23 protein-coding genes are annotated in these 24,870 nt (G+C 39.1%); 18 read left to right on the top strand and 5 right to left on the bottom strand.

What is annotated here, in order from left to right; translation table 11 throughout:
* The first annotated feature begins 87 nt into the window (after positions 1-87).
* The 8 genes from lexA to V7K89_RS14685 all read left to right on the top strand — a co-directional run bounded on the left by lexA (position 88) and on the right by V7K89_RS14685 (position 8,824).
* Positions 88-693 (top strand): transcriptional repressor LexA, encoded by a 606-nt coding sequence (gene lexA / locus V7K89_RS14720; protein WP_335188237.1) that lies wholly within the window; start codon positions 88-90, stop codon positions 691-693.
* A gap of 71 nt (positions 694-764) precedes the next feature.
* On the top strand, positions 765-2,246 hold the full coding sequence (locus tag V7K89_RS14715; RefSeq protein WP_335188235.1) for a DNA phosphorothioation system restriction enzyme: 1,482 nt from the start codon (positions 765-767) through the stop codon (positions 2,244-2,246).
* Positions 2,247-2,564: 318 nt separating this feature from the next.
* Positions 2,565-2,738 (top strand): hypothetical protein, encoded by a 174-nt coding sequence (locus V7K89_RS14710; protein ID WP_335188233.1) that lies wholly within the window; start codon positions 2,565-2,567, stop codon positions 2,736-2,738.
* Positions 2,735-4,807, top strand: a complete 2,073-nt coding sequence (locus V7K89_RS14705) for an AAA family ATPase (RefSeq protein WP_335188231.1) — start codon at positions 2,735-2,737, stop codon at positions 4,805-4,807. The genes V7K89_RS14710 and V7K89_RS14705 overlap by 4 nt, the downstream gene beginning before the upstream one ends.
* A gap of 184 nt (positions 4,808-4,991) precedes the next feature.
* Positions 4,992-5,543, top strand: a complete 552-nt coding sequence (locus tag V7K89_RS14700; protein WP_335188229.1) for a Uma2 family endonuclease — start codon at positions 4,992-4,994, stop codon at positions 5,541-5,543.
* Positions 5,544-5,636: 93 nt separating this feature from the next.
* Positions 5,637-6,116 (top strand): DNA phosphorothioation-associated protein 4, encoded by a 480-nt coding sequence (locus tag V7K89_RS14695; protein ID WP_335188227.1) that lies wholly within the window; start codon positions 5,637-5,639, stop codon positions 6,114-6,116.
* 12 nt (positions 6,117-6,128) lie between these two features.
* A complete protein-coding gene (locus V7K89_RS14690) occupies positions 6,129-7,862 on the top strand; it encodes a hypothetical protein (protein WP_335188225.1) in 1,734 nt (577 codons plus the stop codon).
* 17 nt (positions 7,863-7,879) lie between these two features.
* Positions 7,880-8,824: an HNH endonuclease gene (locus V7K89_RS14685; RefSeq protein WP_335188223.1), complete on the top strand. Its 945-nt coding sequence runs from the start codon at positions 7,880-7,882 to the stop codon at positions 8,822-8,824.
* Between the two features lie 72 nt (positions 8,825-8,896).
* Here the strand turns inward: V7K89_RS14685 and V7K89_RS14680 are convergent, their stop codons facing one another.
* Positions 8,897-10,495, bottom strand: coding sequence for a DGQHR domain-containing protein (locus V7K89_RS14680; protein ID WP_335188221.1), 1,599 nt, complete (start codon positions 10,493-10,495; stop codon positions 8,897-8,899).
* A 172-nt stretch (positions 10,496-10,667) separates the two neighbouring features.
* Here V7K89_RS14680 and dndC point away from each other — a divergent pair, with 172 nt between their 5' ends.
* Positions 10,668-12,302, top strand: coding sequence for a DNA phosphorothioation system sulfurtransferase DndC (gene dndC / locus V7K89_RS14675; RefSeq protein WP_335188219.1), 1,635 nt, complete (start codon positions 10,668-10,670; stop codon positions 12,300-12,302).
* On the opposite strand, the gene V7K89_RS14670 is transcribed toward dndC, so the two are convergent.
* Entirely contained in the window at positions 12,299-12,544 is a 246-nt protein-coding gene (locus V7K89_RS14670; protein ID WP_335188217.1) for a helix-turn-helix domain-containing protein, read from the bottom strand. The two genes, dndC and V7K89_RS14670, sit on opposite strands and share 4 nt — an antisense overlap.
* Before the next feature lie 121 nt (positions 12,545-12,665).
* Between V7K89_RS14670 and V7K89_RS14665 the strand changes: the two genes are divergently transcribed.
* From V7K89_RS14665 to V7K89_RS14625, 9 genes are all read left to right on the top strand, one after another.
* Positions 12,666-12,920 (top strand): hypothetical protein, encoded by a 255-nt coding sequence (locus tag V7K89_RS14665; RefSeq protein WP_335188215.1) that lies wholly within the window; start codon positions 12,666-12,668, stop codon positions 12,918-12,920.
* Positions 12,921-13,032: 112 nt separating this feature from the next.
* A complete protein-coding gene (gene dndD, locus V7K89_RS14660; RefSeq protein ID WP_335188213.1) occupies positions 13,033-15,018 on the top strand; it encodes a DNA sulfur modification protein DndD in 1,986 nt (661 codons plus the stop codon).
* 45 nt (positions 15,019-15,063) lie between these two features.
* A complete protein-coding gene (dndE, locus tag V7K89_RS14655) occupies positions 15,064-15,450 on the top strand; it encodes a DNA sulfur modification protein DndE (RefSeq protein WP_335188211.1) in 387 nt (128 codons plus the stop codon).
* A 51-nt stretch (positions 15,451-15,501) separates the two neighbouring features.
* Entirely contained in the window at positions 15,502-16,959 is a 1,458-nt protein-coding gene (locus V7K89_RS14650) for a DNA phosphorothioation-associated putative methyltransferase (RefSeq protein WP_335188209.1), read from the top strand.
* Positions 16,960-17,102: 143 nt separating this feature from the next.
* Positions 17,103-18,404, top strand: a complete 1,302-nt coding sequence (locus tag V7K89_RS14645; RefSeq protein WP_335188207.1) for an AmpG family muropeptide MFS transporter — start codon at positions 17,103-17,105, stop codon at positions 18,402-18,404.
* Entirely contained in the window at positions 18,389-18,802 is a 414-nt protein-coding gene (locus V7K89_RS14640) for an ABC transporter permease (protein WP_335188205.1), read from the top strand. The genes V7K89_RS14645 and V7K89_RS14640 overlap by 16 nt, the downstream gene beginning before the upstream one ends.
* A gap of 205 nt (positions 18,803-19,007) precedes the next feature.
* Entirely contained in the window at positions 19,008-19,196 is a 189-nt protein-coding gene (locus V7K89_RS14635; protein ID WP_335188203.1) for a hypothetical protein, read from the top strand.
* A gap of 22 nt (positions 19,197-19,218) precedes the next feature.
* Positions 19,219-19,728, top strand: a complete 510-nt coding sequence (locus tag V7K89_RS14630; protein WP_335188201.1) for a GNAT family N-acetyltransferase — start codon at positions 19,219-19,221, stop codon at positions 19,726-19,728.
* 180 nt (positions 19,729-19,908) lie between these two features.
* On the top strand, positions 19,909-20,667 hold the full coding sequence (locus tag V7K89_RS14625; RefSeq protein WP_335188199.1) for a HEAT repeat domain-containing protein: 759 nt from the start codon (positions 19,909-19,911) through the stop codon (positions 20,665-20,667).
* Between the two features lie 210 nt (positions 20,668-20,877).
* Here the strand turns inward: V7K89_RS14625 and V7K89_RS14620 are convergent, their stop codons facing one another.
* The 3 genes from V7K89_RS14620 to V7K89_RS14610 all read right to left on the bottom strand — a co-directional run bounded on the left by V7K89_RS14620 (position 20,878) and on the right by V7K89_RS14610 (position 24,154).
* Complete coding sequence (locus V7K89_RS14620) at positions 20,878-21,264, bottom strand: phosphomannose isomerase type II C-terminal cupin domain (RefSeq protein WP_335188197.1); 387 nt, start codon at positions 21,262-21,264, stop codon at positions 20,878-20,880.
* A 175-nt stretch (positions 21,265-21,439) separates the two neighbouring features.
* Positions 21,440-22,783 carry a PQQ-dependent sugar dehydrogenase gene (locus V7K89_RS14615; protein WP_335188277.1) on the bottom strand — a complete coding sequence of 448 codons (1,344 nt, stop codon included), beginning with the start codon at positions 22,781-22,783 and terminating at the stop codon, positions 21,440-21,442.
* 174 nt (positions 22,784-22,957) lie between these two features.
* On the bottom strand, positions 22,958-24,154 hold the full coding sequence (locus V7K89_RS14610; RefSeq protein WP_335188195.1) for an EAL domain-containing response regulator: 1,197 nt from the start codon (positions 24,152-24,154) through the stop codon (positions 22,958-22,960).
* Positions 24,155-24,870: the final 716 nt, after the last annotated feature.

Genomic DNA, 24,870 nt, shown 5'->3' with positions numbered 1-24,870 from the left:
TTCATAATTTTTACTTTTCTCTTGTTATAGGGAGTTTTTTGTAGTACTAATGTTCTAGAGACATTTATAATTACTTACCGCAAATTTATGGAACGTCTAACGGAAGCTCAACAAGAACTTTACGAATGGTTGGCAGAATACATCAGATCGTACCAGCATTCGCCTTCTATTCGGCAAATGATGCAAGCAATGAACCTGAAGTCACCAGCACCAATTCAAAGTCGTTTAGAACATTTACGGACTAAAGGATATATAGAATGGACAGAAGGCCAAGCGCGAACGATTCGGATTTTGCGTCCTGTTAAACAAGGTGTACCAATTTTGGGCACGATCGCTGCTGGTGGTTTAATAGAACCGTTTACTGATGCTGTAGATCATTTAGACTTTTCTAATTTCGATTTACCTCCCCAAACTTACGCTTTGCGGGTAGCTGGCGATAGCATGATTGAAGATTTAATTGCTGATGGCGATGTGGTATTTCTGCGTCCAGTAGCAGAACCAAATCATTTGAAAAATGGTACTATCGTCGCCGCCAGAGTAGATGGATTTGGTACAACATTAAAACGTTTTTTTCGCCAAGGCGATCGTGTTACCCTCAAACCAGCAAATTCTAAGTATAATCCCATTGAAGTCATGGCTCAGCAAGTGCAGGTGCAAGGTTCACTCATTGGTGTTTGGCGTGGTTACAACTGAGTAATAGGGAATAGGGAATGGGAAAGATAAGTACGGATGACCAACGACTAATGACTAATGACTAAATAAATATGTACCTGACGAAAAATCCAGTGCAGCAACTGCCCACTTTCCGGTTGAAATTACCGTTTGCAAGGGAAAGTAAGGGCAGTTATTACACTCCGCAACCATTACCAGGATGCCCAAGAATGCCTCTGTCTCTGCAATTGCGGCAATATCAGCGCCAAGCGATCACTAGCTGGTTTACCAACAATGGCAGAGGGACGCTGAAAATGGCTACTGGTAGTGGTAAAACTATTACTGCATTAGCGATCGCTTGTGAACTCTACCAACAGATTAATTTACAAGTTCTGTTGGTAGTGTGTCCTTATCGTCATCTCGTTACCCAATGGGCGCGAGAATGTGAAAAATTTAATTTGCAACCGATTTTAGCTTTTGAGAATTTACGTACTTGGCAAAGTCAACTTTCTACCCAAATTTATAATCTGCGTTCTGGTTCTCAACAGTTTGTGACTGTGATTACTACCAACTCGACTTTAATTGGAGATGGGTTTATATCTCAACTCAAATATTTTCCTGCCAAAACTTTAATTATTGGTGATGAGGCGCATAATTTAGGCGCACCAAAATTAGAAGAAAGTTTGCCGCGCAGTGTGGGGTTGAGACTGGCTTTATCTGCCACACCAGAGAGATATTTTGATGATTTTGGTACGCAATCTTTATTTGATTATTTCGGCCCAGTTCTTCAGCCAGAGTTTACTTTGAAGGATGCGATCGCTCAAGGTGCTTTGGTACATTATCTCTATTATCCGGTGTTAGTGGAATTAACTGAGGCAGAAAGTATTGCTTATTTAAAGCTAACTAAAAAAATTGGGCGATCATTACTATATAGAGAGCGAGACAATGGACAAGCAGGAAACTTTGAAAACAATGAAGATTTAAAGCCATTATTGATGCAAAGAGCAAGGTTAATTGGTGCGGCAGAAAAGAAATTAACCGCTTTGCAAGATTTAATGAGTACTCGCCGCGAAACTACTCACACACTTTTTTATTGTGGTGATGGTTCTCAAGAGGCGGGACAACGTTCATCGCTACGCCAACTTAAGGCTGTTGCTAAGATTCTCGGAGTGGATTTAGGGTATAAGGTAAGCACCTATACAGCACAAACAACTTTACAAGAAAGGGAAATATTACGGCATCAATTTGAAAGTGGAGAGTTGCAAGGTTTGGTGGCAATTCGTTGTTTAGATGAAGGTGTTGATATTCCAGCAATTCAAACTGCGGTGATTCTATCAAGTTCTGGTAATCCTCGCCAATTTATTCAGCGACGGGGGCGAGTTTTACGTCCTCATCCGGCTAAGGAACGCGCAACAATATTTGACATGATTGTTTTACCACCAGATTTAGATAGAGAAACTATAGAAGTTGAGCGTAATTTGTTGAAAAAGGAATTGCGTCGCTTTGTGGAGTTTGCTGATTTAGCTGATAATGCAGGGGAAGCAAGAATGAAGTTACTTGATTTACAAAAGCGATATGGTTTATTAGATATTTGATGATGAACTATATAATAGTTGTATTTTTTTGTAAAATTTTTCGAGTTTTGAAAAAAGAAATATTAAGTATGAAATAATAAAATTATAAACTTTATAATGGAATGTAAGTGATTTTAAAAATTTTACTTACATTCCATTATAATCTAAGCTATTAATATTAATAATATCAGAAGACAATTCAAGAATAAAGTCTTTTTCAAAGAAAATTATAAATTTGAAAAAATAGTTTTGCTATCCAGACACGCTAACAGTGGCTTTACGGAGGTAAATGCACTACTAAAGATTAAAATATAGAAAAACTATATTTCCAAACTGAAGATGTCACAAGATGCCAATATCGATGATGTGCAAGAACCAATAACCAGTGCTCCCCTAGAGGTACGGCGAATTATTGAGCGGGTATGGAAACTGGAAAAAGGTAGACTAGATAAAAAGATTAACAGCCATATAAATGATAATATTTTGGACATTATTAAGGAAGAGGTGCGATGAAGCTGACTTCAATCAAGCTATGCAACTTTCGCTCCTTTTATGGTACGACACCAGAGATGCTTTTAGCTGGTGGAGATGTTCACAACACAACGATTATTCATGGGAATAATGGCTCTGGAAAAACTAGTTTACTGAATGCCTTTACTTGGGTATTATATGAGAAATTTAGTGCAGCATTTGCATCGATAGAACAGTTAGTAAATAAGCGTGCGATCGCAGAAGCTCAAAAAGGTCAAGCTGTAGAATGTTGGGTAGAGATTGGCTGGGAACATGAAGGTAAACGCTATCGAGTTAAACGCGCCTGTCGGGGTTATAAAAATGAAGGTGATTTTGACGCTGGCAAAACTCAATTAACCATGTGGGTTGGTGCAGATGATGGTAAATGGAATATTCCAATTCAGCAACCAGACGATATAATTAATCAAATTTTACCCGCTACTTTACATCAATATTTTTTCTTTGACGGCGAGCGAATTGAAGAAATAGTTCGTTCTGATAAAAAAGCTGAAATTGCTGAAGCTACAAAAATTTTCTTGGGTGTGGAAGTCATCAACCGTTCTATCAGACATTTGGGAGATGCTAAAAAAACTCTAGAAAATGAGTTACAAGCTATTGGTGATTCTGAAATTAAACAACTATTACGACAGCAAGAAAAGATAGAACGAGAGCGTGAACGCATTACCAAACGGCAAACTGAAATTAAAGAAGAGTTAGAACATCAACAAACTTTTAAAAAAGAAACAAGTAATCGGTTACGAGAACTGAGCGCTGCTAAGGAGTTGCAAGAAAGATGGCAGGATTTAGAATTACAGAAGACGGTAAATCAAGAAGAATATAAAAAGACGAAAGAAGCACTGAAAAAAGTTATTTCTGCACGAGGTTACACAGTTTTACTTTTAGAAACTACAGTGCAGTTTCGAGAAATTATTAATGATTTGAAGCAACGCGGCGAATTGACATCAGGAATTTCAAGAGAATTTGTGAATGATTTACTCAACTCTCAACGTTGTATTTGTGGTACAGAATTACACGAGGGTAATCATTATCATACTCATGTAAGTACATGGTTAAACAAAGTAGGTTCTTCAGCGGTGGAAGAAACTGTAATTCGGATGAGTGCACAAGTAGATGAAATTGATAAACAAGCGATAGGATTTTGGAAAGAAGTTGATAGAGAACAAACTAGGATTAATCAGTTAAGGCAAAGCATATCTCAAATTGAAGGCGATTTAGACAATATTCAAGAACGGTTGCGAAAAGATGCTAATGAAGAAATTAGCAGCTTACAAAAACGCTTAGATGAAATTGAAAGTAAAATTGATGAATTAAATCGAGAACAGGGTGCAAATCAGCAGCAAATTGCTCAACTCAAAACTGAAATTGAAGGTTTAAACAAACAAATCGCTAAACAAAAGCTGAATGAAGATAAGCAAACTTTAGTACAGCGACGAATTAACGCCACTCAAGATGCAATCGAACGGTTGACAGAAGTTAGAAATCGTCAAGAGCAACAATTTCGCCTGCAACTAGAAAAGCGAGTACAAGAAATATTCACAGAGATTTCTGTAACTCCATACATTCCTAAAATTAGTGAAAAATATGAACTGACGTTAATAGAAAATACTACAGGAATAGAAGCACCAGTTGCAGCATCCACGGGCGAGAATCAAATTCTCAGTTTATCCTTTATTGCCAGCATCATTGACAAAGTAAGGGAATGGAGTGAGAAACGCAAAATGATGATGATTCCCGATAGTAGTACTTTCCCAATTGTAATGGATTCGCCGTTTGGTAGTTTAGATGAGAATTCGCGGCGACACATTGCTAAAACAATTCCCCAATTAGCGAATCAGTTGATAGTTTTAGTTACTAAGACTCAGTGGCGAGGTGAAGTAGAAGCAGAAATGACAAATAGAATCGGTAGAGAATATGTGCTTGCATATTATTCATCTAAGCCGGATTGTGAACAAGATTATATTGAGTTGGGTGGAGAAAGATATCCTTTAGTGAAACAAAGTCCAAACGAGTATGAATATACTGAAATTATCGCGGTTGAACGGGATAAGTAATTACAGCAGTTTTCATACATTTGAACCATATCTGTCTTAAAGGTATAGAAATGCTGTGTCCCTACCGCATGGTTTATTGATCTAAAAATAACTGTAAGAGAAACGAATTGCAGAGGCGCAGAAGAAGCAGAGCGAAGAGAAGATATAAAATTGAGATTATCCCTAATTAAATAGAGGATGTTTTATGAGTATTAAAACTGAAGCAACTATTGAAGATTTGTACCACTTACCTGACAATTGTAAAGCAGAGATTGTCAATGGGAAATTGATGCTGATGTCTCCAACTGGATTTTTACCAGGACGTGCAGGTGGTGAAATTTATGCAAGTTTACGGGATTATGAACGTCTGACAAAAAGTGGTTATGCTTTGCCTGATAATGTAGGTTTTATTGTCAATCTCCCTAACCGCCGTTCTCTAAGTCCTGATGCTGCGTTTTATACTGGTAAACCTACAGGCGGGAAGTTTCTTAATGGTGCGCCTATGTTTGCTGCTGAGGTGCGAAGTGAGAATGATTACGGTGATAAGGCTGAGAAAGATATGGCTATTAAACGCCGTGATTATTTTGCTGCTGGTACGTTGGTAGTTTGGGATGTAGATGTACTCAAAGAGGAAGTTATTAGAGTATATCGTGCTAGTAATCCTGAAAAACCGCAAGTCTATGGTCGTAATGAGGTGGCTGAAGCTGAACCCGCAATACCAGGATGGACTATGTTAGTGGATAATTTGTTTATTTAGCGATCGCTTGCATTCTAGTATAAAATAATGCGTTAACAAGTGTGAGCGCTTTTAATTTTCGGTTAAGATAGCTACACGTTAGATATTAAAACAATGGTGGAAACTGGCAGAATCAGGGTAGCTAAAGATAAAGCTGAGTTAGTCAAGGACTTAACATTAACGTCTTCAGATGGTGGAACAGGGCCGTTTCAAACCTATGCTGATGTGATTGTGTTTGCAGCGGCTTTAGGTGTCAAGCATAAAAAGCGGGTGGCTTTGGGGGAAATTTCTAAAAGAGAACCGTCGCCAATTGGACAAGAACATTTCTTAATTAAGGGATATGATTTGGTAATCAAGCTACTAGCAATTGTTGAAGCTAAAGAACTTAATATTTTATCTTATGAAAACGAAAAATATGAAAATCAACGCCTTCGTATGTTTGAAGAATATGCTAATGGTGGACTTGAAATATTACAAAATGAGTTAAGAGGTGCAGTAGACTATTCAGAAAGGCTGCTTCTAATTTTGATGGCTGAAAGATTCAATGAAACGCTACAAGAAGAAACAAATTTTGACTTAAGCCGTTTTATATAATTAGGAAAAAATATGCATAGTTTTAAATATAAAGCTGTTCGTATAAAACAAACAAATTCTGGTGATTGGTTGGTACTTTTTGCCGCTTCTGCAATAGAGATTGATCTTTGGGCAGGAGTACCGCAGAAAAAGAAAGTTGGGGCACAATCTAAGGAAACTACTGGTTTCCAAAGAGAAGAAAACAGTAAACGTATTAAAGAAATAAGTGAATTTTATCGTAATGAAAAAAATATAATTCAGAATCCTTTACTGTGTGCGTTGCGTCAACCTAATGAATCGCTTATTAAATTTGAAGCTAGTGAAATACATAGTAATGATAGTGAGAGTATTCAGCAAGGATTTTTAACCATCAACGCTGAGTTATTAGAGAAATTGAGTTTACTGAAATTACTTAAAAGAGTAAAAGCAGATTTAGAAGTGAGAGTGCCTGATCTTGCCAATCAACTAGTTCCCGAAAAAATGACAAGAGAACTGAAACAACGTGCAAAAATTACACAAATTGCTCGTAATAATCAAGATACATTTGATGAAAATGAAGAAGAGACTCTTGAGGAAACAGATGATGATAGCAATTTAGGACTTTCATTAAATGATGAGTCTCATATTTTAGATTTTTGGCAAGAGATTGCAGCTTATATCTATGTACTAGAAGAAATAAAAGATACTTTTGATAATGACAAGTTTTTAGACTATTCCAAAGATGCAATGATTGCCTTTCTTCGTCCTATAGTAGTTGTTGATGGACAACACAGACTTCGAGCAGCAATTGACTCAGCCAAAGAAATAGTTAACCAAGATATATACAAAGATGCACTAGAAAAATTGATTATAGATAAACAATTAGAACCAGAAGACGCTCAAAGAAGAATAGAAGCTGATGTAGCACGTAAACTTCCAGTTTCACTCCTGATGAATAATGATCCAGCAGAGCAAGTTTTTCAATTTGTAGTAGTTAATCAAAAGGCAACACCCATAAAAAATTCTCTATTGGGAACTATTATATCGACTAGTCTTTCTAACGAAGAATTGACTAGAGTATCAGATAGACTTGAAGCTGCTGGTATTAAGCTTGAAGAGTCAAGAGCAGTAACATTTATTACCAGATATCCAAGAAGTCCATTTTATGATTTGGTTGATAGAGGAATTAATAATAATAGGAAAGACCTGCTGAAATGGAATGTCCTTTCATCTATAGTAAAAATTTTCCGTGATTTAAAAGGAGGTAAACTTTTCCACGAAAGTGTTGATTATGCTGATAAATGGAGACGTGAGTTCTTACCTGATTCAAAAATTGTTGAAAATTGGGAAATTGAAGGATGTGAAAGTGCTTTTGATTATTGGCATAAACTTGATGGGTGTTGGAGAGATGTATTTATTTTGTTTTGGACTTCAGTACGTGATAAATTAGCAGTACAAAATAACGATGAAGCTTACCATTACTGGGGTTCTCCAACCCGCTCTAATATTTTTAATCAAACATCTTTGACTATCCTTGCGGCAGATTTCTTCCAGTTTCTTGGTGATCGAGAGATTGGCATCGATAGTGCAAATGATATCCACTCTCTTGTGGAGCAATGGTTGAAAGGCGTTGATCCTAACTATTTTAACCGTGACTGGAACCTAAAAGGGGTTAAAAAAGATGTTCCTGGTATCAAAAAAAGATGGTCAAAGCTTTGGGTAGAGTATAGAAAAGACCCGCAAAGATTACCAAGATCAAATCAATATCGCGATCCACTTGGTACTTAGACTTTTTATATATAACTATGGAATTTGCAGAAATTAGCTCTTTTCTAAATACTACAGCAGATAAACTGGAAGAGTTTTGGGATATTAAATGCTTAAGCAATATAGCCAATCAAAGAGTTCCTGATTTTGTAATGAGTGGTCGAGGGACTTTGTTGAGAGCTGATATCCATATACTCTGGACGCAGTGGTTTATCGAATCAATCTGTGATCCAGATTTATTTGCTAATTCTAACCAGGGATATGCTCATATATTTACAACCGTTCAAAGAAGAGTACCTGTTATTTTCTCTGGGATTACTGAAGAAGAAAGAAATAAAATTTCAACATATATTGCAAGATTGGTTGATAAAGAAATCCAGCGTAGAAAGACTAGAAAACGTATTTTTCCTAGCCTAGATGATAAGAAATTATTATGGGATATCTACGGCCCTGAACAACGTTGTTGGATTTGTGGATATAAATTTACTAAGTGGGCTGAAAATAAGTTCTTAGGTTATACAAACTATAATGAAGCTCCTCTTCCTCTGTTCGTTGACTATATGACCTTACATGGTTTGAAAGAACGTCATATTTGTGTTGAAGTCGATCACGCTGTTCCCTTCTCAAAAGGCGGTGACGAAGAGGATAATCTCCGGTTAGCTTGTGGATGGTGTAATTCTCATAAAAGTAATCGAGTATCTTTGTATGATGTCTCTCTTAAACCACGTACATTAATTCATCCAAAATTAGGAAAACAGAGTATTCCCCACCCCTTTTGGATTGTTCGACTATTGTCTATACGTAGATCCTGTGAATATGAAGGTGGCTGTCATCAGACTATAGAAAATGGGCAATTAACCGTATTTCCTAGACATCCTGAAGGTGCAATAAATCCAACTAATCTACGTGTTATATGTCCCGATCATGATCCTTTAGGCTCAAATCGTTTTGTAAGTAGTACAATTGCAAAGCAAGTTCGTTAATAACTAGTATTTCTATTTTTAAAGCTTGTTTTGGAAAACTTTGTAGGTTTTTAGTATTCATTAACTTCAGATTTAAAGAATAGGCGGAAGCCCTACCCCCTTTGGATCAACAAATTCGCCATCAAAACCTATTGTTTTATCTTCGACAGTTCTAGCATCTGCCAAAGCCTTACGAAGTTCGGCAGATTCCATGTGATCTTGAACTCCACCCAAAATGTAAATTAATAACTTCGCTGCTAAATCTCGTCCAGCAACTTGCACCCGCTTTTTATTTGGGTCATACAAAACCCCATACCAGAGAGATTGGGGATATTCCATACCACTAAAGCCGCCTTGCTGGTCAAACTTCCGCAGTTTCTTAAAAATATCTGCTAGAGAAAAGCCTTTTTTAAAAACCAAAATTCCCAAAGCTTGCGCTAATGCAACTTGAGCAACTGGACGGAAAAGCATATTTCCTTCACCTCCATCTTTCTCAAAGCTGAAGCGCCGTAAAGCTGGTGTATCCTCGTGTTCTAAAATTTTATAACTAGAAAGACTAGCCAAAGAATCAAATAGCGTTCTAAATTCCTCAATTCCCTGCTCAATTTCTTCATCTTCTGGACGCATGGGAATCAGACCTTTTTCTAAAGGTTTCCAGTGGGGGAACTTTTGAGCCAAATATCGCTCAGACATATCTTGCAGAGCTTGCAAAGTCGTTAAAACTGTAGAATTGGAAGCTACTGTTGCACTATTCCAATTGACACGGGGATTACGCTCTTGTCGTTGTTCTAATAGTGGATGTGTAACTGCAATTTTTCTAGCGACGATCGCAAAACCATCATCTTCATTCAACTGTGTTAGCTGACCTTTAGTCAAGGGTGCAGCCATCAGATTGACATGAACAAAAATCGATCTTACCCTCCGCCTCGCTTGGGTGCGAGTTTCTCCAGCCGCTACCGCACAGATGAACTCAATACCAATTTTTTCCTTGGGTAAATTTTGCAAGTAAGCAAGGTCTACTTGGTACTTTTCTATCAAATCATTGACTGTAATAAAACTGTCATCAGCACCTTTATCTTTTTTATATCGCTGGAGCTTACGAGTTTTGATTAACTCCATCAACCCTTGTACACCCATTAATCGGTGTTGACCATCTAACGCATAAATAGTGACATCATCCTCAGAAATATTTAGCAGACCTACTTTACCGTCTTTATCTAGGGGGATGAAATCAGTAGTAGACTTTGTAGCGCGTTCTTCATTATCCCACTCAACAGCTTTGGGATTATCCACCCACGGTTGATTTATTACTACCAGCACCGGCGGAAACTTATGGTTGTGTCGAGCTGCTAAATACTGCACTAGCGGCGCTTGACGTGACCAATCAAGGGGACGCTGCTGAATTTCATCAATACTATCCGCGTCAATCTCGACATTATCTGTCTCTGGATTATACTTTTTTTGAAACAAAGGTAAGCCAGAGGCGAAGTGAACCCGACCTGCAAACCATTCCAAGGTAACAGAGCTAACATAAGCCTCAGTACCACCCATCTCGGTTTTTTGAACGAGAATCTGATCTTTTCTCCCTAAAAACTTCTCCAGAAGTAAAGCTAATACCTGCTTTTCCTTGTTTTCTCGTTCAAGGTACTCTCTAGCGATGTCAGCAGTGGGGTCAGATACACTATCTTTCATGTTAAATTTTAAAAACAGAATAATATTATGTGGTTTAATTATCCAAAAAAATGGATATTAGTAGTAAAGTTTTTAAAAACTTTTATTCAATCCATAGAAGTAAGTTTTGTCTGTGTAGCCGGGAATGCTATTTGCCCGAATACTACGCCAGTATTTCCAGAGGTAGGGAGAAATGACTACAGCACAACAACCAGAAAATAAAGGTCAGCAAGCACGTACTGTAGCAGAGTTAGTGGACTATATCCAAGCTCTCACCACCGAAATTCAAGAATTGTATTGTTTAGACCAAGTACCTTGGGTTTTAGGCATATCTTGGGGAAAAGATTCGAGTGCAGTATTGCAACTCGTTTGGAGTGCGATCGCTGCTCTTCCTCCAGAAAAAAGAACTAAAACAATCCATGTTATTACAACAGATACTCAGGTAGAAAATCCAATTGTTTCTGCTTGGGTTCGTACATCCATGCAGCAGCTCGCATCTGCTGCAAAAGAAAAAGGGATGCCAATTGAAACCCATCTGCTTTATCCCGCAGTTAAAGATACTTTTTGGGTAAACTTAATTGGCAAAGGCTATCCTGCGCCGCGTATGCGATTTCGGTGGTGTACCGAACGGCTGAAAATACAGCCTGCGAATACCTTTATCCGTAACATGGTTCGAGATAATGGTGAAGTAATTCTTGTTTTAGGTATGCGTAAGGCAGAAAGTACCAAACGTGCGACTGTCATGGAGAAGCACGAAGAAGGACGGGTGCGCGATCGCCTTAGTCCTAGATCGAGTTTGATTAACTCCCTCGTTTATACTCCTATCGAAGACTGGCGTAATGATGAAGTATGGCTTTACTTAATGCAATGGCATAACCCTTGGGGAGGAAACAACAAAGACTTATTCACTCTGTATCGAGGTGCAACAGCAGATAATGAATGTCCTTTAGTTGTTGATACTTCTACTCCTAGTTGTGGTGATTCTCGATTTGGCTGCTGGGTTTGCACGCTGGTGAGTCAGGATAAATCAATGGAAGCGATGATCCAAAATGATGAAGAGAAAGAATGGATGCAGCCTCTATTGGATATTCGCAATGAATTAGACATTAAAGAAGATTGGGATAAAAGAGATTTTAGAAGGATTTGGGGAGATGTCCAATTATTTGAACGCAATAAAGATGGGGAAACAACTGTTGTACCAATACCTGGCCCTTATACCAAATATTGGCGGGAACATTGGCTCAGACGATTATTAGAAGCGCAAACAAAAACCCGTCGCACAGCGCCAGAAAATATGCGCGACATCACCCTAATTACTCTCGAAGAAATGAGCGAAATTCGCCGCATTTGGCTAGAAGACAAACATGAATTTGATGATAGCTTACCCCGCATTTATCAAGAAGTAACTGGCGAAGAATTTCAAGACCCCCGTCCTGGTGCTGACCTTAGCTTATTAGGTAGCGATGAATGGGCTGTATTAGAAGAAATCTGTGAAGGTGACGCGATGCACTTGGAACTCATGGCGAAATTGTTAGACACAGAACGCCAATTTCGTAAAATGTCGCGGCGCGTGGGAATCTATGACACATTAGAAAAATGCTTTACTACTAGTTCGCGTTCTAAAGATGAAGCGGTGAAAAATGCTCATTTGAAACGGGATTTGAAAACAGCAGTTGAACAAGGTGATATTGAAAAGGTCAAGCAGCTAACTTTAGCAGATTTTGTCGTCACAAATGCACAAGCTGACGTAACCAATACTACACAATCTGCTGATGAGGCTAAGACTTGGGCAAATATAAAATTTCAAAATAGAGAGACGAAGCTTTAAGTTTGCTGTTCATCTTTGTCAGCATCTCCCAAGTACAGCCTGATAAACTCTTCTGCTGCGGCTGGATTAATTTTCTTCAGTGCATCCCGAATTTCTAGCACTGTTTCAGCAACAGGATCTCTAATCTCGTTTACCCATCGGTGAACATTTGGCCGTCCTGTTCCTATCGTTACTGCTAACTTGTTTTGGCTAATACCGTAGATTTCCAACACCTGTTTCAGCGCTTTTCCTGCTTTTCCCATGCCTTTGATTGTGTCAAAGGCAGATAACCAAGTAAATGTTACCTATTGGTAACTAAAAGTGTAAGATAGTTATGTTACCTAATAGTAACAGAGTATCTCACCAACAATCAGGTAAATTTCAATGACTAAAAGCTTTTTGGCAGAGACCTTTTCAACCACCTCGCCGCTTGTTTGTGCCAACGAATCTCAAGAAACAACACCAAGGAGAGAGTCTGTAAAAGTAGTAATTTATGGTTCTAAAACAGGTGTTAATAACACAATTTTCACCCTTTACAAGCTGGGTTTTGCTCAAGTTAATGAATGGAGTCCTTTATTACCTAGTCCCAACCCTGGAGAAGTGATGAGTATCTTAACTAGGCACATTATGACAACGTGACTGTAATTCGACTAGTAAAAAATATGGTAGGGTGGGCAATGCACACCCTATAAAAATAACGGGACAATGTTGGGTGAATTCCATTGGCCATATATTTTATTCTTAAATATCAATGATATTTCTTGAACTTGTACTACAAAACTTTGGCCCTTACTCTGGAAGACAAGTAATCAATCTTGACCCAAGAAAAGATGAAAATCCGCGCCCAATTATCCTTTTAGGTGGGATGAATGGCGGGGGAAAAACTACGCTGATGGATGCTATTCGCCTAGCTCTTTATGGACATCGCGCTCAATGTTCTACCCGTGGAAATTTGAGTTATAGCGATTTTTTGAACCAATGTGTTAATAGTAAAGCTAATCCTGCCGAAAAAACCCGGATTGAATTAGTTTTTGAACACATAGAAGATGATAAACCAGTAAAATATCGGATTGTCAGAACTTGGGAAAAAAATCCTAAAGATGGTAAAGATTCTTTGGGAATTTTAGGCGATGATGATACTTGGCCTGTTGATTCTTTGGTGAATACTTGGGATGACTATATAGAAAATCTGTTACCATTAGGAATTTCTAATTTATTTCTCTTTGATGGTGAACAAGTAAGAAACCTTGCAGAACAGGAATCACCACCACTAATTGTAATTGAAGCTATTCGCGGACTTTTAGGGCTAGAATTATCTGATCGTTTAGCAGTTGATTTGGATATTTTAGTCAACCGCAAACGTAAAGAAATGGCTGACACTAAAGATTTAGCTAATATAGAAGAAATTGAAAAAAGGTTAACGCAGCAGCAAGAAGATTACCTAGTTATAGAAGAAAAATTAGCCGATTTAAAAAATCAACTTGAAAAATTAGAAACTATACAGCGAGAAGTCTTAGATAAATTCATTTTACAAGGGGGTAAAATCGCTGCTGAACGCAATCAATTAGAACAACAACAAAAAGAGAAAACTGCCGCAGCAGAAAATATTCGGCAGTCAATGTGTGAATTAGCTGCTGATGTGCTACCTTTAGAGCTAATTTATAATTTACTGAATCAAGTACAAGCACAGGGAGCAAATGAATTTCGCTATCAACAGGTACAGTTAGCTAGAGATGTTTTACTTGAACGAGACAAACGCTTACTCAACTGGCTAAGTGAATTAGCGATCGCTTCTGATAAAGTTGAGAAAATCAACTCTTTTTTAGCTAAAGATATTGATAGTTTATATACAGCCAATTACCAATCAGAATTACCTTGGTTATTAGCTGATGAGGAAAATTTGAGTCAACTAGATAATATAAGATATTATTTGCAAAATGCTTTAAATACTGCCAAAGAAAAATTAAATATTCTCAAAAATTTAGAAGAAGAAATTATCAATTTAGCAAGACAAGTGCAAACAGCAGCAGAACCAGAAGCATATAAAAAACTGCGCGAAGCTGTGGAAGAAGCACAAAATAAAGTTTCTGAAGCTAAAGTAAATTATGAGATAACTCGTCAAAAGTTAGCTGAGTTAGCAACTACACTTGACAAGACCAAAAAAGAATTACAAGAATATACTGTAGAAAATATTGAACGTAAAAATAAAGATCATATTATTACCTCTGTGGCGAAAGTTCAAGAAACACTCAAGGTTTTCCGGGAAAAACTAACCCTCAGAAAGCTCAATAAATTAGAGGAAGAAGTTAAAAATCGCTTCCTTTATCTCCTCCACAAATCAGATTTAGTGCATCGTATTGCCATTGATAGCAATACTTTTGGACTTTACTTGTATGATTTCAATGGTAAACCAGTCCCTAAACATCGTCTCTCTGCTGGCGAAAAACAACTACTAGCGATCGCCTTCCTCTGGGGTTTAGCCAAAGTCTCCGGCCACCGCCTACCAGTAGCAATCGATACGCCGCTAGGTAGACTAGACTCTTCTCACCGCAGCAACTTAGTTGAACGTTACTTTCCATCCGCCAGCCATCAAGTAATTTTGTTATCTACCGATACTGAAATTGGCAAAAAGGAAGTAGAAACGCTGCGAGAAAACGAAGCGATCGCCCGTGAATATCTTCTCAAATATGACTCTACGAGCCGCCAAACAACCATACAATCAGGATATTTTTGGTAGTAGATATTATTAAAAAATTATGGTAGCTCAATTTTTAGAAAGATTATGGAATCACCAATAGAACGTATTCGTCTCTCCCAAACAGCTAAAGACCAACTTACCAAACTTAAACGTAGCACCAAAATCGACCAATGGAATATTCTATGCCGTTGGGCATTTTGTCGTTCCCTGGCAGAATCAACTCCACCGTCCCCCGTCCCAATTCCCCAAGATAGCAACGTCGAAATGACTTGGCGCGTCTTTGGCGGCGAAATGTCCGATATACTCCTCCTCGCCCTCAAGCAACGCTGTCACAATGACGGCTATCCCACTGATAAAGAAACCCTCGCCACCCAATTCCGCTTACATCTACATCGCGGTATTGGCTACTTAGCAGGCGATCCAAATATCAAGAAAATTGAAGATTTAATTGAACTGGCGATTAAAAATTGAAAGGATATTAGTTGACTGTTAACTGTTCACTGTTAACTGACAAATAATATTATGCCTGAAGCGCTAGAAATCGAGCGTCATAGAGCTGCGATCGCTCGCACTGACATATCTCGCCCCGTGCGATTGGCAATAGAATGGGCAATCCTGAATCCAGACACCACTTTTTTTGATTACGGTTGCGGCTATGGTGGTGATGTCGAGCAAGTAAAAAACTTAGGCTACACCAGTGCAGGCTGGGACCCTTACTACTATCCCGATGTCCCACGCACCTCCGCCGATGTGGTAAATTTGGGTTACGTCCTCAACGTCATTGAAGACTCAGAAGAACGCCGTCAAAGCCTTTGCCAAGCTTGGGAACTCACCAGCAAAGTTTTAATTGTCGCGGCTCAAATACTAATTAACGCTCCCAGCAAAACTCAACTTGCTTACAATGATGGCATTGTGACGCGCCGCAATACTTTTCAGAAATATTACCAACAAGAAGAACTCAAAACTTATATTGATGAGGTGCTAAATGTCGATGCAGTACCGATCGCTTTAGGTGTCTACTTTGTTTTTCGAGATGAAGCCGAAAAAGAAAGTTTCAAAGCTATCCGCTTCTTTTCTACCACTTCTACACCTCGAGTCCGCATCCCCATTAAGCGGTTTGAGGACTATCAAGAACAGCTGCAACCACTCATGGCTTTTTTTACCAAACGCGGTAGACTACCTGTGAAAGGCGAATTGGAAAATGAACAGGAATTACTGAGCGAATTTGGTAATTTTCGCCGCGCCTTTGGGGTAGTTTTGCAAGCCACTGATGAAGAAGAATGGGATGCGATCGCTTACCGTCGTTCTCTAGATATCCAAGTTTATCTCGCCCTCACTCACTTTGATCGACGCCCTGCATGGCAAAAGTTACCCCCAGAAATGCGGCACGATATTAAAGCCTTTTTTAGTAGCTATGAAGAAGCTTGTCAAGTAGCCGATCAAAAGCTTTTCAGCTTAGGTAAACCTGGGGTGATTCAAACTGCGTGTGAAAAAAGCAAAATTGGTAAACATACGCGCAGTGCGCTGTATGTCCATGTTTCGGCACTTGCTGCACTTGACCCCATACTCCGAATTTGTGAAGGTTGCGCTAGCCGTACCATTGGGCGTGTCGATGAAGCCACATTAATCAAATATCACACTGATAAGCCGCAAATATCCTATCTGTCTTACCCGGAATTCGACACCGATCCGCACCCGGCGTTAAAAGCCAGTATCGGTATTGATTTAAAAACGCTCTTTATAACTCATCGAGACTACGAAAATAGGGCAAATCCGCCGATTTTACACCGTAAGGAAACATTTGTTACCAGCACCTATCCTCGTTACGAAGAATTTGCTAAACTCACCCAACAAGAACAGGAATTACAGCTGCTCAAGGACAAAAGCGACATCGGCACTCGTGAAGGTTGGGAAAAATGCCTCGCTGCCCACGGGGTAAAAATCAGGGCACATCAGGTTTATTCAATTAAGGAAAATTAAGGAATAATCACACTGTTAGAGTATTGCTGATATGTATCTTAAATAAAGTAAATCTTAGCAAGTTTGTGTGCTTACAGGAAATTAGACAGTACTTATGGCAAGATAACTCCAATTCAATTAAATAAAAAGGAATCTTCAAGATTGTGCAAGTAAATAATTCGCTGCTACAAATTTTTGGCAGCCGGAAGATGGGAGCTTTGTTATTTCTTGGCTTTTCATCAGGGTTGCCGTTATATTTAACTAGTCAAACATTACAAGCATGGTTGACCAAAGAAGGAATCAGCTTGGCAGCGATCGCCGCTTTTAGTTTAGTCAAGCTGCCCTATTCTTTAAAATTTCTCTGGTCGCCTTTATTAGATAGATTTGTACCACCTTTTTTGGGGCGGCGTCGAGGTTGGCTGGTAATTACACAAGTAGCATTACTATTAAGTATAGCTGCAATGGCTGTACAACACCCATCCCAAGGGTTACAACCTTTAATAATTGCTGCTGTTACCGTTGCTTTTTTGAGCGCCAGCCAAGACATTTTAGTTGATGCTTATCGCACTGATGTAGTGGAAGTAGAAGAAAGAGGTGCTGGAGCATCTATTTATTTATTGGGTTATCGCGTTGCCATTCTAATAACCGGTTATGTCACCTTATTTTTGGCAGACAGAATGCCTTGGCAAGCTGTTTACTTGTTGATGTCGCTGCTGATGCTCGTAGGACTGGTAACTTCTATTTTTTCACCAGAACCAGTCCTACGCGATCGCCCGCCTCAAACTTTATATGCCGCAGTCAAATTACCCTTTATTGAATTTTTTCAGCGTCGTGGCTGGCTACAAGGACTTTTAATCCTAATATTCATTGTAATCTACAAGTTGGGGGATTCTTTACTGAAGAATGTATCCACCCCATTTTTGTTAGATAAAGGCTTACATTTCACTCAAACCGATATCGCATTTCCTGGTGCATTGGGAATTTTCGCCACTATTGTTGGCACTTTGGCAGCAGGAGCAGTCATGACCAAAATTGGTGTTAATCGATCGCTTTGGATATTCGCCATCATGCAAGCTGTCGGCAACTTGGCTTTCTTTGCGTTAGCAGTAATAGGTAAAAACTTTTATCTAATGTTAGCTGCCGTCAATATAGAACAATTCTGTGCCGGTTTAGAAACAGCTGCTTTTGTAGCATTTTTGATGAGTCTTTGTAACCAAAGCTTTTCAGCTACACAGTACGCCTTACTTTCCAGTTTGCAGGCTTTTAGTAGAGATATTCTTACGGCTCCAGCAGGTACATGGGCACAAACCACCGGCTGGTCTACATTCTTTCTACTGACAGCAATAGCTGCTTTACCGGGATTATTATTATTGCCATTCTTTGCACCTTGGAATCCAAAGCCAGTGGTAGTATTATCCAGACCAGGATTAGAGAATGAAGACGAGGATATATGGGGAATCAAGTAGTTATTGCTGTCGGCACATTTATTCTCTTACTCACTGGTTTATTACTTGGGTATGTTCTCTCACAGTTAGTTTTAGGATTTCTAGCATTTAACCTCCTAACTTTTTTCGGAACACTCAGTCTAATTTTAATTTTTGGTACGCTTTATTACGTTTTATTTTGGCAATTGCGAAGAGAGCAGTCCCGCCCATCAACTCCATCAACCATTAATCAAGGGATACCAACCCAGGTTGAGGAGGGTTTATCTGATAGCTATCTCAAAAATAGGCTAATTGCTAAATTATCTGGTGACACTGCTGCTGCCGAACGGTTAATTGCACAGGCAAAAGAGACTTATCCTGGGATGCCAGAGAATTGGTATTGCGAGAGAGTACTTGATGACTTGGAGAGCGATCGCTAGCTGGAGTAAGGGAGTAGGGGACAAGGGGGACAAAGGGGAATTATTAAACAAATCTCTACCTTGTCTCCCCCCTCTTCCTTATCTACCTTGTCTCTTCTTCATGCCCAATGCCCATGCACAGAAAATTGCTAAAATAAATCAAGAATACTTTACAAATCTTCAGCTAGGTTCTCATAAAATATTCCTAGCTTCTTGCAATTAAAATATGGCTATTTTTCGTCAATATATCGCTCCACTGCTTGTAGTACTAGTGTTTGTTTTTGCCCTAGTTGCAGTCAGCGCTCGGATCTTTTTACCGTCCGATATGGCAGCACCCGCACCAATTGAAGAGGTAGAGGTAACTTCTCAACCTACTACAACTGATTTACCTCCAGCAGCAGATAACGCAAGCTAGCTAAGTCAATAAACGTATTCAAGTGTCTGAACAACTACTACCTGGATATATTATTCGCCGTGGCTCCCTTTTGGAGCGATCGCTACTGCTTAAATTCATGCAGCGAACTTACCAGGATCTATTTGCCAATGAAGATTTTTCCCATTTAGAGCAAACAGTTAAGCAATACTTTTCTAGCGATACGCCTTTGTGGTGGGTAGAAGAGGAGGAGAAACAGGGGAGTAATAAAGAATCTTTCTCCTCTGCCCCTCTGCCCCCCATCGCTTGCCTCTGGGTAGGTAATGCTATCGATCAAGTACATGGGCACCGTCATGCTCATATCTTTATCCTCTACGTTGTACCAGAACATCGGCGACGGGGTATTGGTACAGCGTTGATGCGATATGTGGAAAATTGGGCTATTCAAAGAGGCGATCGCCAAATTGGCCTGCAAGTGTTTCAATCCAACAAACCTGCATTGAATCTTTATAATCATTTAGGTTATCAAACCCAATCCCTCTGGATGGTAAAATTCCTGAGTGCAGAAAAATAAACTCAAGCATAGCGATAACATAACTATACTGTAGCGTCTGAGTTATAAAGGTTCTCGTTTGGATCAAACTCAACGAGGAAGAAAGGAAAATGTATAAGAACCCAACTAATATATATAAAGCCTTAACTTATTAGCGCAGGGGATTATGTGTTAATCCCTTTTCGGGATTGAAATCAAATTATGTATGACGAAGATGATCTAAGCTTACTCGATATTGAGGAGGAGCTAGAAAGCCCCTTAGATAAAATAGAGCCGCTAACTGCCGAATCCGTTGTGGCAAAGCCAGATCCAGAAGTGATGCTAGCCTTGCTGGAAAATCCCCAGCCCCAGCAAAGAATGTTAGCGGCACGTGCTTTTTGTGATATTGAAGATGCACGTGCTACCCCCCATCTGATTCGCCTGTTAACTGATACCTGTCCCTTAGTGCGGGTAAGTGCAGCTTATGGCATCGGACGCAATCCCAGTTCAGAGGCAGTGAGTCCGTTAATTACTCAACTAAACAGCGATTGGAATGGCTATGTGCGTAAAGGTGTTGTTTGGGCTTTAGGAAACTGTCGCGATCGCCGTTCTTTAGCACCTTTGGCAGACGCTTTAAGAACCGACATTTCCGCAGTGCGTTTGTGGGCTGCTAGCGCCTTAGCACAGATGGCAGAGGTGGGTTATGAAGCAGTTATAGGGGCAATACCACCATTAATCGAAGCTTTAGTCCAAGATCCCGTAGCAGCAGTGCGGAGTAACAGTGCTTGGGCAATTGGTCAACTGTGCCGTGAACTACCTTCAAATGTAGTTTATGCCACAGCGATCGATGCCCTAATTCAAGCCTTTGCCGAAGACGAAGATTTGGGAGTCCGGGAAGACGCCAAAGCCTCACTGTTAGGAGTAGGCGACCCACGTGGCTTGCAACTAATTGAAACCCTGGAACAAGAAGGGTGGTTTTGATTAAACATTGGGCATCGGGCATTGGGCATTATTCTTCTCCTACTCCTCCGTCCCCCCAGCCCTTAGAGACTTCAGCTACAGATTAGACTAGTCAGGAGTGCAAAACTCAGAAGGCTCATTCTATAAAGCTTAAAAACCAAGGTTTTAGTTCCTGGAAACATCTTAAATCCGTATTCTTAATTTTTTGGAAATTTAGTTTCGCACCGGAAACTAGACTAAATTTAAGTCATAAGGGCGCTCAGTATCATCCTCACCCAAATATTCACCATTTTGAATTTCTAGAATAATTAGCGGGATATGTCCAGGATTTTCTACTTTATGTAGAGTTGCTGAGGGGACATAAGTTGATTCGTTTCGATTGAGTAATATTTCTGCATCGCCACAAGTCACCTTTGCCACACCGGAAACTACAACCCAATGTTCATTGCGGTGATAATGAATTTGTGGTTTAATGCCGTGCCTGGGCTTGATTTCAACACGACTAATTCTATAAGTTTCTCCCTCTTCGATTACCTCCACCTCACCCCAATATCGTGTACCTGAATGTGCAGACAATTCGTTGATATTTGACTGAGTATTATTTTCATTGGGAGTCATAATCAATTTTTCAACCAGATAAGTATTAGTATTTATCAGTAATTTACCCTAAACGAGATAAACCTGGGTACAAAAATGTAGTCAGAACATCTTAACTTTCTATAAATAATGACAACTGCTCTAATTTGATCGCAGCTAACAGATTCTATCCCCGAATTTATTAATTTTAAATTGTTCACTCTCCCGTATATTGAATTCGATAAATCCGATTATTGGCTTCTTCTGTCAGTAGTAGACTGCCATCTGGTAACACGAGTAAACCTACAGGTCGTCCCCAAGTGGTTGGTACAGAAGGATTTAGCAAAAATCCGGTGAGAAAGTCTTCGTAGTAGCCTTGCGATCGCCCTTTAGCATCAAAGGGAACAAATACAATTTTATAACCGGTGCCGCGATCGCGATTCCAAGAACCACGAAAAGCAGCAAAAGCACCATTCTGGTATTTTTTTGGAAACGTTTTACCATCATAAAACTGCAAGCCCAATGCTGCTGAGTGCGCCTGGAACAGCACATCAGGCGTTTGAGTCCGGGCTGCTAAATCGGGACGTTTAGTTTTGTCATCTGTCTTTTGGCGCGGATCGAGGTTGTTTGGTGTTAGATAAGCATAAGGCCAGCCATAAAATGCCCCCTGTTTAACGCGTGTCAGATAGTCTGGCACCAAATCATCACCAATTCCATCCCGTTCGTTGACAGTGGCGTAAAGTTCTTTTGTGACAGGATGAAAGTCTAAACCAACAGGATTACGCAAGCCGGAAGCGAAAGTTTGTTGTTGGGAACCATCTAAATTCATCATTTGTATCGAAGCCCGTGGTAAGGGTTCTTCATCTACATTGGTTCCCGAGCCAACTGAAATATATAATTTATTGCGATCGGGTGAGACAACGACATTGCGCGTCCAATGATTGTTATAACCTTGAGAAGGCAAGTCGGCAATTTTTTCTCCCTTACCTGTAATCTTATTTTGACCTTGAGTATAGGGAAAACGCACCACAGCATTTGTATTCCCCAGAAAAAAGGAATTACCTGCAAAAGCCATCCCAAAGGGTCTATTGAGTCCGTTTTCCTTACTAGCAAAGGTTTCTCGAACGTCGGCCACACCATCAGCATTGCTGTCACGCAACAGACGAATGCGATTCTGCCCGGTTTCAGTTACCAAGACATTACCATTGGGGGTTAAAGCTAGCCAGCGTGGGGCATCTAAACCCTCAGCAAAGACATTTACTGTGAAGCCTGGTGGTACACGCAGCACTGGATTTTGGGGAATAGGCACAACTTCAGGCTGCTTGGAGGCACTTTCTGTTGCGAAGGGTGCTGGTAAATTCTTCAGATTGATTCGGATGGGTGTAGGTGAAATTGCTTCAGTACGGACAATATTTTTTGGCTCTGTAGGATTCTGTGTCAGTTGGGCAGAAGGTACAGATTTTTGAGGTGTAGGATTATCTGAGTTAGCGCGAGTCTGGTTACAGGCTACTGCCAAGGTCATTAAAAAAACTAGCAGCAAGAAACGCGCAGGGAATTTCATGGTTGTAGACATGATACACAACTTTCTTACTCTAGACTTGAGACTTAATAATTGTCACCTGTCAAAAGTTTGATTTTTCTTAATTAGTCAACCTATTAACAATTCAAAAATAAAGCATTAGTAACTAAATTCTATTCTCAATGCCCAATGCCCAATATTTACACATACAAGCATTTAATTAGTGAACAAAAAATATTCAAATTCTGCTGCTGTTAAGGGACGACTAAATAGATAACCTTGCATAGAATTACAGTTGTGTTGGCGTAGAAAATCCAGTTCTACTTCCGTCTCTACACCTTCAGCAACTACATCTAGATTGAGATTATGAGCCATTTGTATTAATGCCTTGGTTATGGCTGACTTCTGCGGATCATTAGCAACATTATGGATAAAATAACGGTCTATTTTTAATGTATTAATTGGTAAGTTTTTCAGGTAAATCAAAGAAGAATAACCCGTACCAAAATCATCGATCGCAATTTTTACACCCAAGGATTGCAATTTGCTCATAGTAGCGATCGCACTATTTACATCTTGCATAATCATACTTTCAGTAAGTTCTAGCTCTAGGTCATCTGGTTCCAAATTATTGACAGATATAAAATTGACTACATTATGAATAAAATCTGGTTGATTAAATTCAATTACTGATAGATTTACAGCAACAATCAAGGAACGAATTCCGGCATTGCGCCAGCTTTGAATTTGTTGACATACCTTTTTTAATACCCATTTCCCAATCGGAACAATTAAACCTGTAGACTCTGCCAACGGTATAAATTCTGTTGGATAAATCATTCCTAATTCTAGACTTTGCCAACGCAATAAACTTTCAGCACTTACTATTTTTCCAGATGCAATATCGACTATTGGTTGATAATAAATTTCAAATTCTTGAAAATTATGTTGTTTTATAGCTCGGTGTAAGCTAATTTCTAACAACTGCATTTTTGGAGACAAGTTATTAATTACAGTCTGAGGAGATAAATACCTTTTTAAAGTCGCGTATTTTTCCAACCTGTTCATGATGGCACTTAATAACTCAGATCGAGTGAATGGCTTAGTTATATAATCATCTGCACCCATATCCATACCTTGACGAAAGTCAGATTTGGCAGATTTGGCAGTGAGAAAGATGAAGGGAATTGTTGCCGTTGATGGATCTTGGCGTAATGCTGTTAGCACGCCATAACCGTCAATTTCTGGCATCATCATATCACAAAGAATTAAATCAGGAACTTCGGAGATAGCCAAATTTACCCCGATTCTGCCATTAGCCGCAGCAATAGTTTGAAAATCCTCAGCTTCTAGCAAATCTAAAATATTTTCCCGGACTGCTTCCTCATCTTCTATTATTAATATTTTTGGCATAAATTACCTCATATTTATATTCTATTATTTAACGGCACAATTCAGTAATATTTATGACAAATATAACGGTATTTGTCATAAATATTTTAACTTTGTAGATATATACACTTGTTTTAAATTGTCATTTTTCATTACGTGTTTAGTATAATAACACCATTTATAATACGATAAAATAATTCAAGAATATCTTTTATATCTTCTTTGAAAAGAAAAATTTGCCCATCTGGAATTTTAAATAAGGATCGTCTATCTTGACTAAGTAAATTAAACTTGAAAATGCTATTATCTGAAAAAATTTAATCGAATTTGAAAAAAAGTTAGTCAAACAAAATGTGTGCCAGAAATTTTTCATCGATGCAGTAGGTTACAAATTTATTATATTGACTGGTGAAAAAATCAAGCGTCGATAGCCCAGATTCCTCTGTATTTGTTCTGGCGATCATCGGCTATGTTCAAGCAAATTGAAGGATGTTGGTTTATACTCTAATTTTTCCACTTCTAATTGACCAATAATCAACCATGATTATGTGATATTTGGGCGTATTGGTCTGCATGACCCTATTAGACTTACGGTAGAAGTCCAAATCTTCTTCATAAACTTCAATGAAGTGAGTGTATTTGCCTGTCGTAGCTTTACGTACTATAACGCGTACTAGTAACCATTGGGACTTGAGTAACTGTCTCTCTGCGAGAATATGATATTGTACCTCAAAGGA

Origin of the sequence: Nostoc sp., from assembly GCF_036917515.1 — a bacterium.
GTDB lineage: Bacteria > Cyanobacteriota > Cyanobacteriia > Cyanobacteriales > Nostocaceae > Nostoc.
This window is presented reverse-complemented; position numbering and strand designations above follow the sequence as displayed.

Bases quoted from the DNA above. Each gene is read 5' to 3' on its own strand.
- dndC (WP_335188219.1), top strand. From the start codon at position 10,668: ATGACTACAGCACAACAACCAGAAAATAAAGGTCAGCAAGCACGTACT.
- lexA (WP_335188237.1), top strand. From the start codon at position 88: ATGGAACGTCTAACGGAAGCTCAACAAGAACTTTACGAATGGTTGGCA.
- V7K89_RS14615 (WP_335188277.1), bottom strand. From the start codon at position 22,783: ATGAAATTCCCTGCGCGTTTCTTGCTGCTAGTTTTTTTAATGACCTTG.
- V7K89_RS14690 (WP_335188225.1), top strand. From the start codon at position 6,129: ATGCATAGTTTTAAATATAAAGCTGTTCGTATAAAACAAACAAATTCT.
- V7K89_RS14625 (WP_335188199.1), top strand. From the start codon at position 19,909: ATGTATGACGAAGATGATCTAAGCTTACTCGATATTGAGGAGGAGCTA.
- V7K89_RS14705 (WP_335188231.1), top strand. From the start codon at position 2,735: ATGAAGCTGACTTCAATCAAGCTATGCAACTTTCGCTCCTTTTATGGT.
- V7K89_RS14650 (WP_335188209.1), top strand. From the start codon at position 15,502: ATGCCTGAAGCGCTAGAAATCGAGCGTCATAGAGCTGCGATCGCTCGC.
- V7K89_RS14695 (WP_335188227.1), top strand. From the start codon at position 5,637: ATGGTGGAAACTGGCAGAATCAGGGTAGCTAAAGATAAAGCTGAGTTA.
- dndD (WP_335188213.1), top strand. From the start codon at position 13,033: ATGATATTTCTTGAACTTGTACTACAAAACTTTGGCCCTTACTCTGGA.
- V7K89_RS14635 (WP_335188203.1), top strand. From the start codon at position 19,008: ATGGCTATTTTTCGTCAATATATCGCTCCACTGCTTGTAGTACTAGTG.
- V7K89_RS14715 (WP_335188235.1), top strand. From the start codon at position 765: ATGTACCTGACGAAAAATCCAGTGCAGCAACTGCCCACTTTCCGGTTG.
- V7K89_RS14610 (WP_335188195.1), bottom strand. From the start codon at position 24,154: ATGCCAAAAATATTAATAATAGAAGATGAGGAAGCAGTCCGGGAAAAT.
- V7K89_RS14700 (WP_335188229.1), top strand. From the start codon at position 4,992: ATGAGTATTAAAACTGAAGCAACTATTGAAGATTTGTACCACTTACCT.
- V7K89_RS14680 (WP_335188221.1), bottom strand. From the start codon at position 10,495: ATGAAAGATAGTGTATCTGACCCCACTGCTGACATCGCTAGAGAGTAC.
- V7K89_RS14620 (WP_335188197.1), bottom strand. From the start codon at position 21,264: ATGACTCCCAATGAAAATAATACTCAGTCAAATATCAACGAATTGTCT.
- V7K89_RS14710 (WP_335188233.1), top strand. From the start codon at position 2,565: ATGTCACAAGATGCCAATATCGATGATGTGCAAGAACCAATAACCAGT.
- V7K89_RS14640 (WP_335188205.1), top strand. From the start codon at position 18,389: ATGGGGAATCAAGTAGTTATTGCTGTCGGCACATTTATTCTCTTACTC.
- V7K89_RS14670 (WP_335188217.1), bottom strand. From the start codon at position 12,544: ATGGGAAAAGCAGGAAAAGCGCTGAAACAGGTGTTGGAAATCTACGGT.
- V7K89_RS14665 (WP_335188215.1), top strand. From the start codon at position 12,666: ATGACTAAAAGCTTTTTGGCAGAGACCTTTTCAACCACCTCGCCGCTT.
- dndE (WP_335188211.1), top strand. From the start codon at position 15,064: ATGGAATCACCAATAGAACGTATTCGTCTCTCCCAAACAGCTAAAGAC.
- V7K89_RS14685 (WP_335188223.1), top strand. From the start codon at position 7,880: ATGGAATTTGCAGAAATTAGCTCTTTTCTAAATACTACAGCAGATAAA.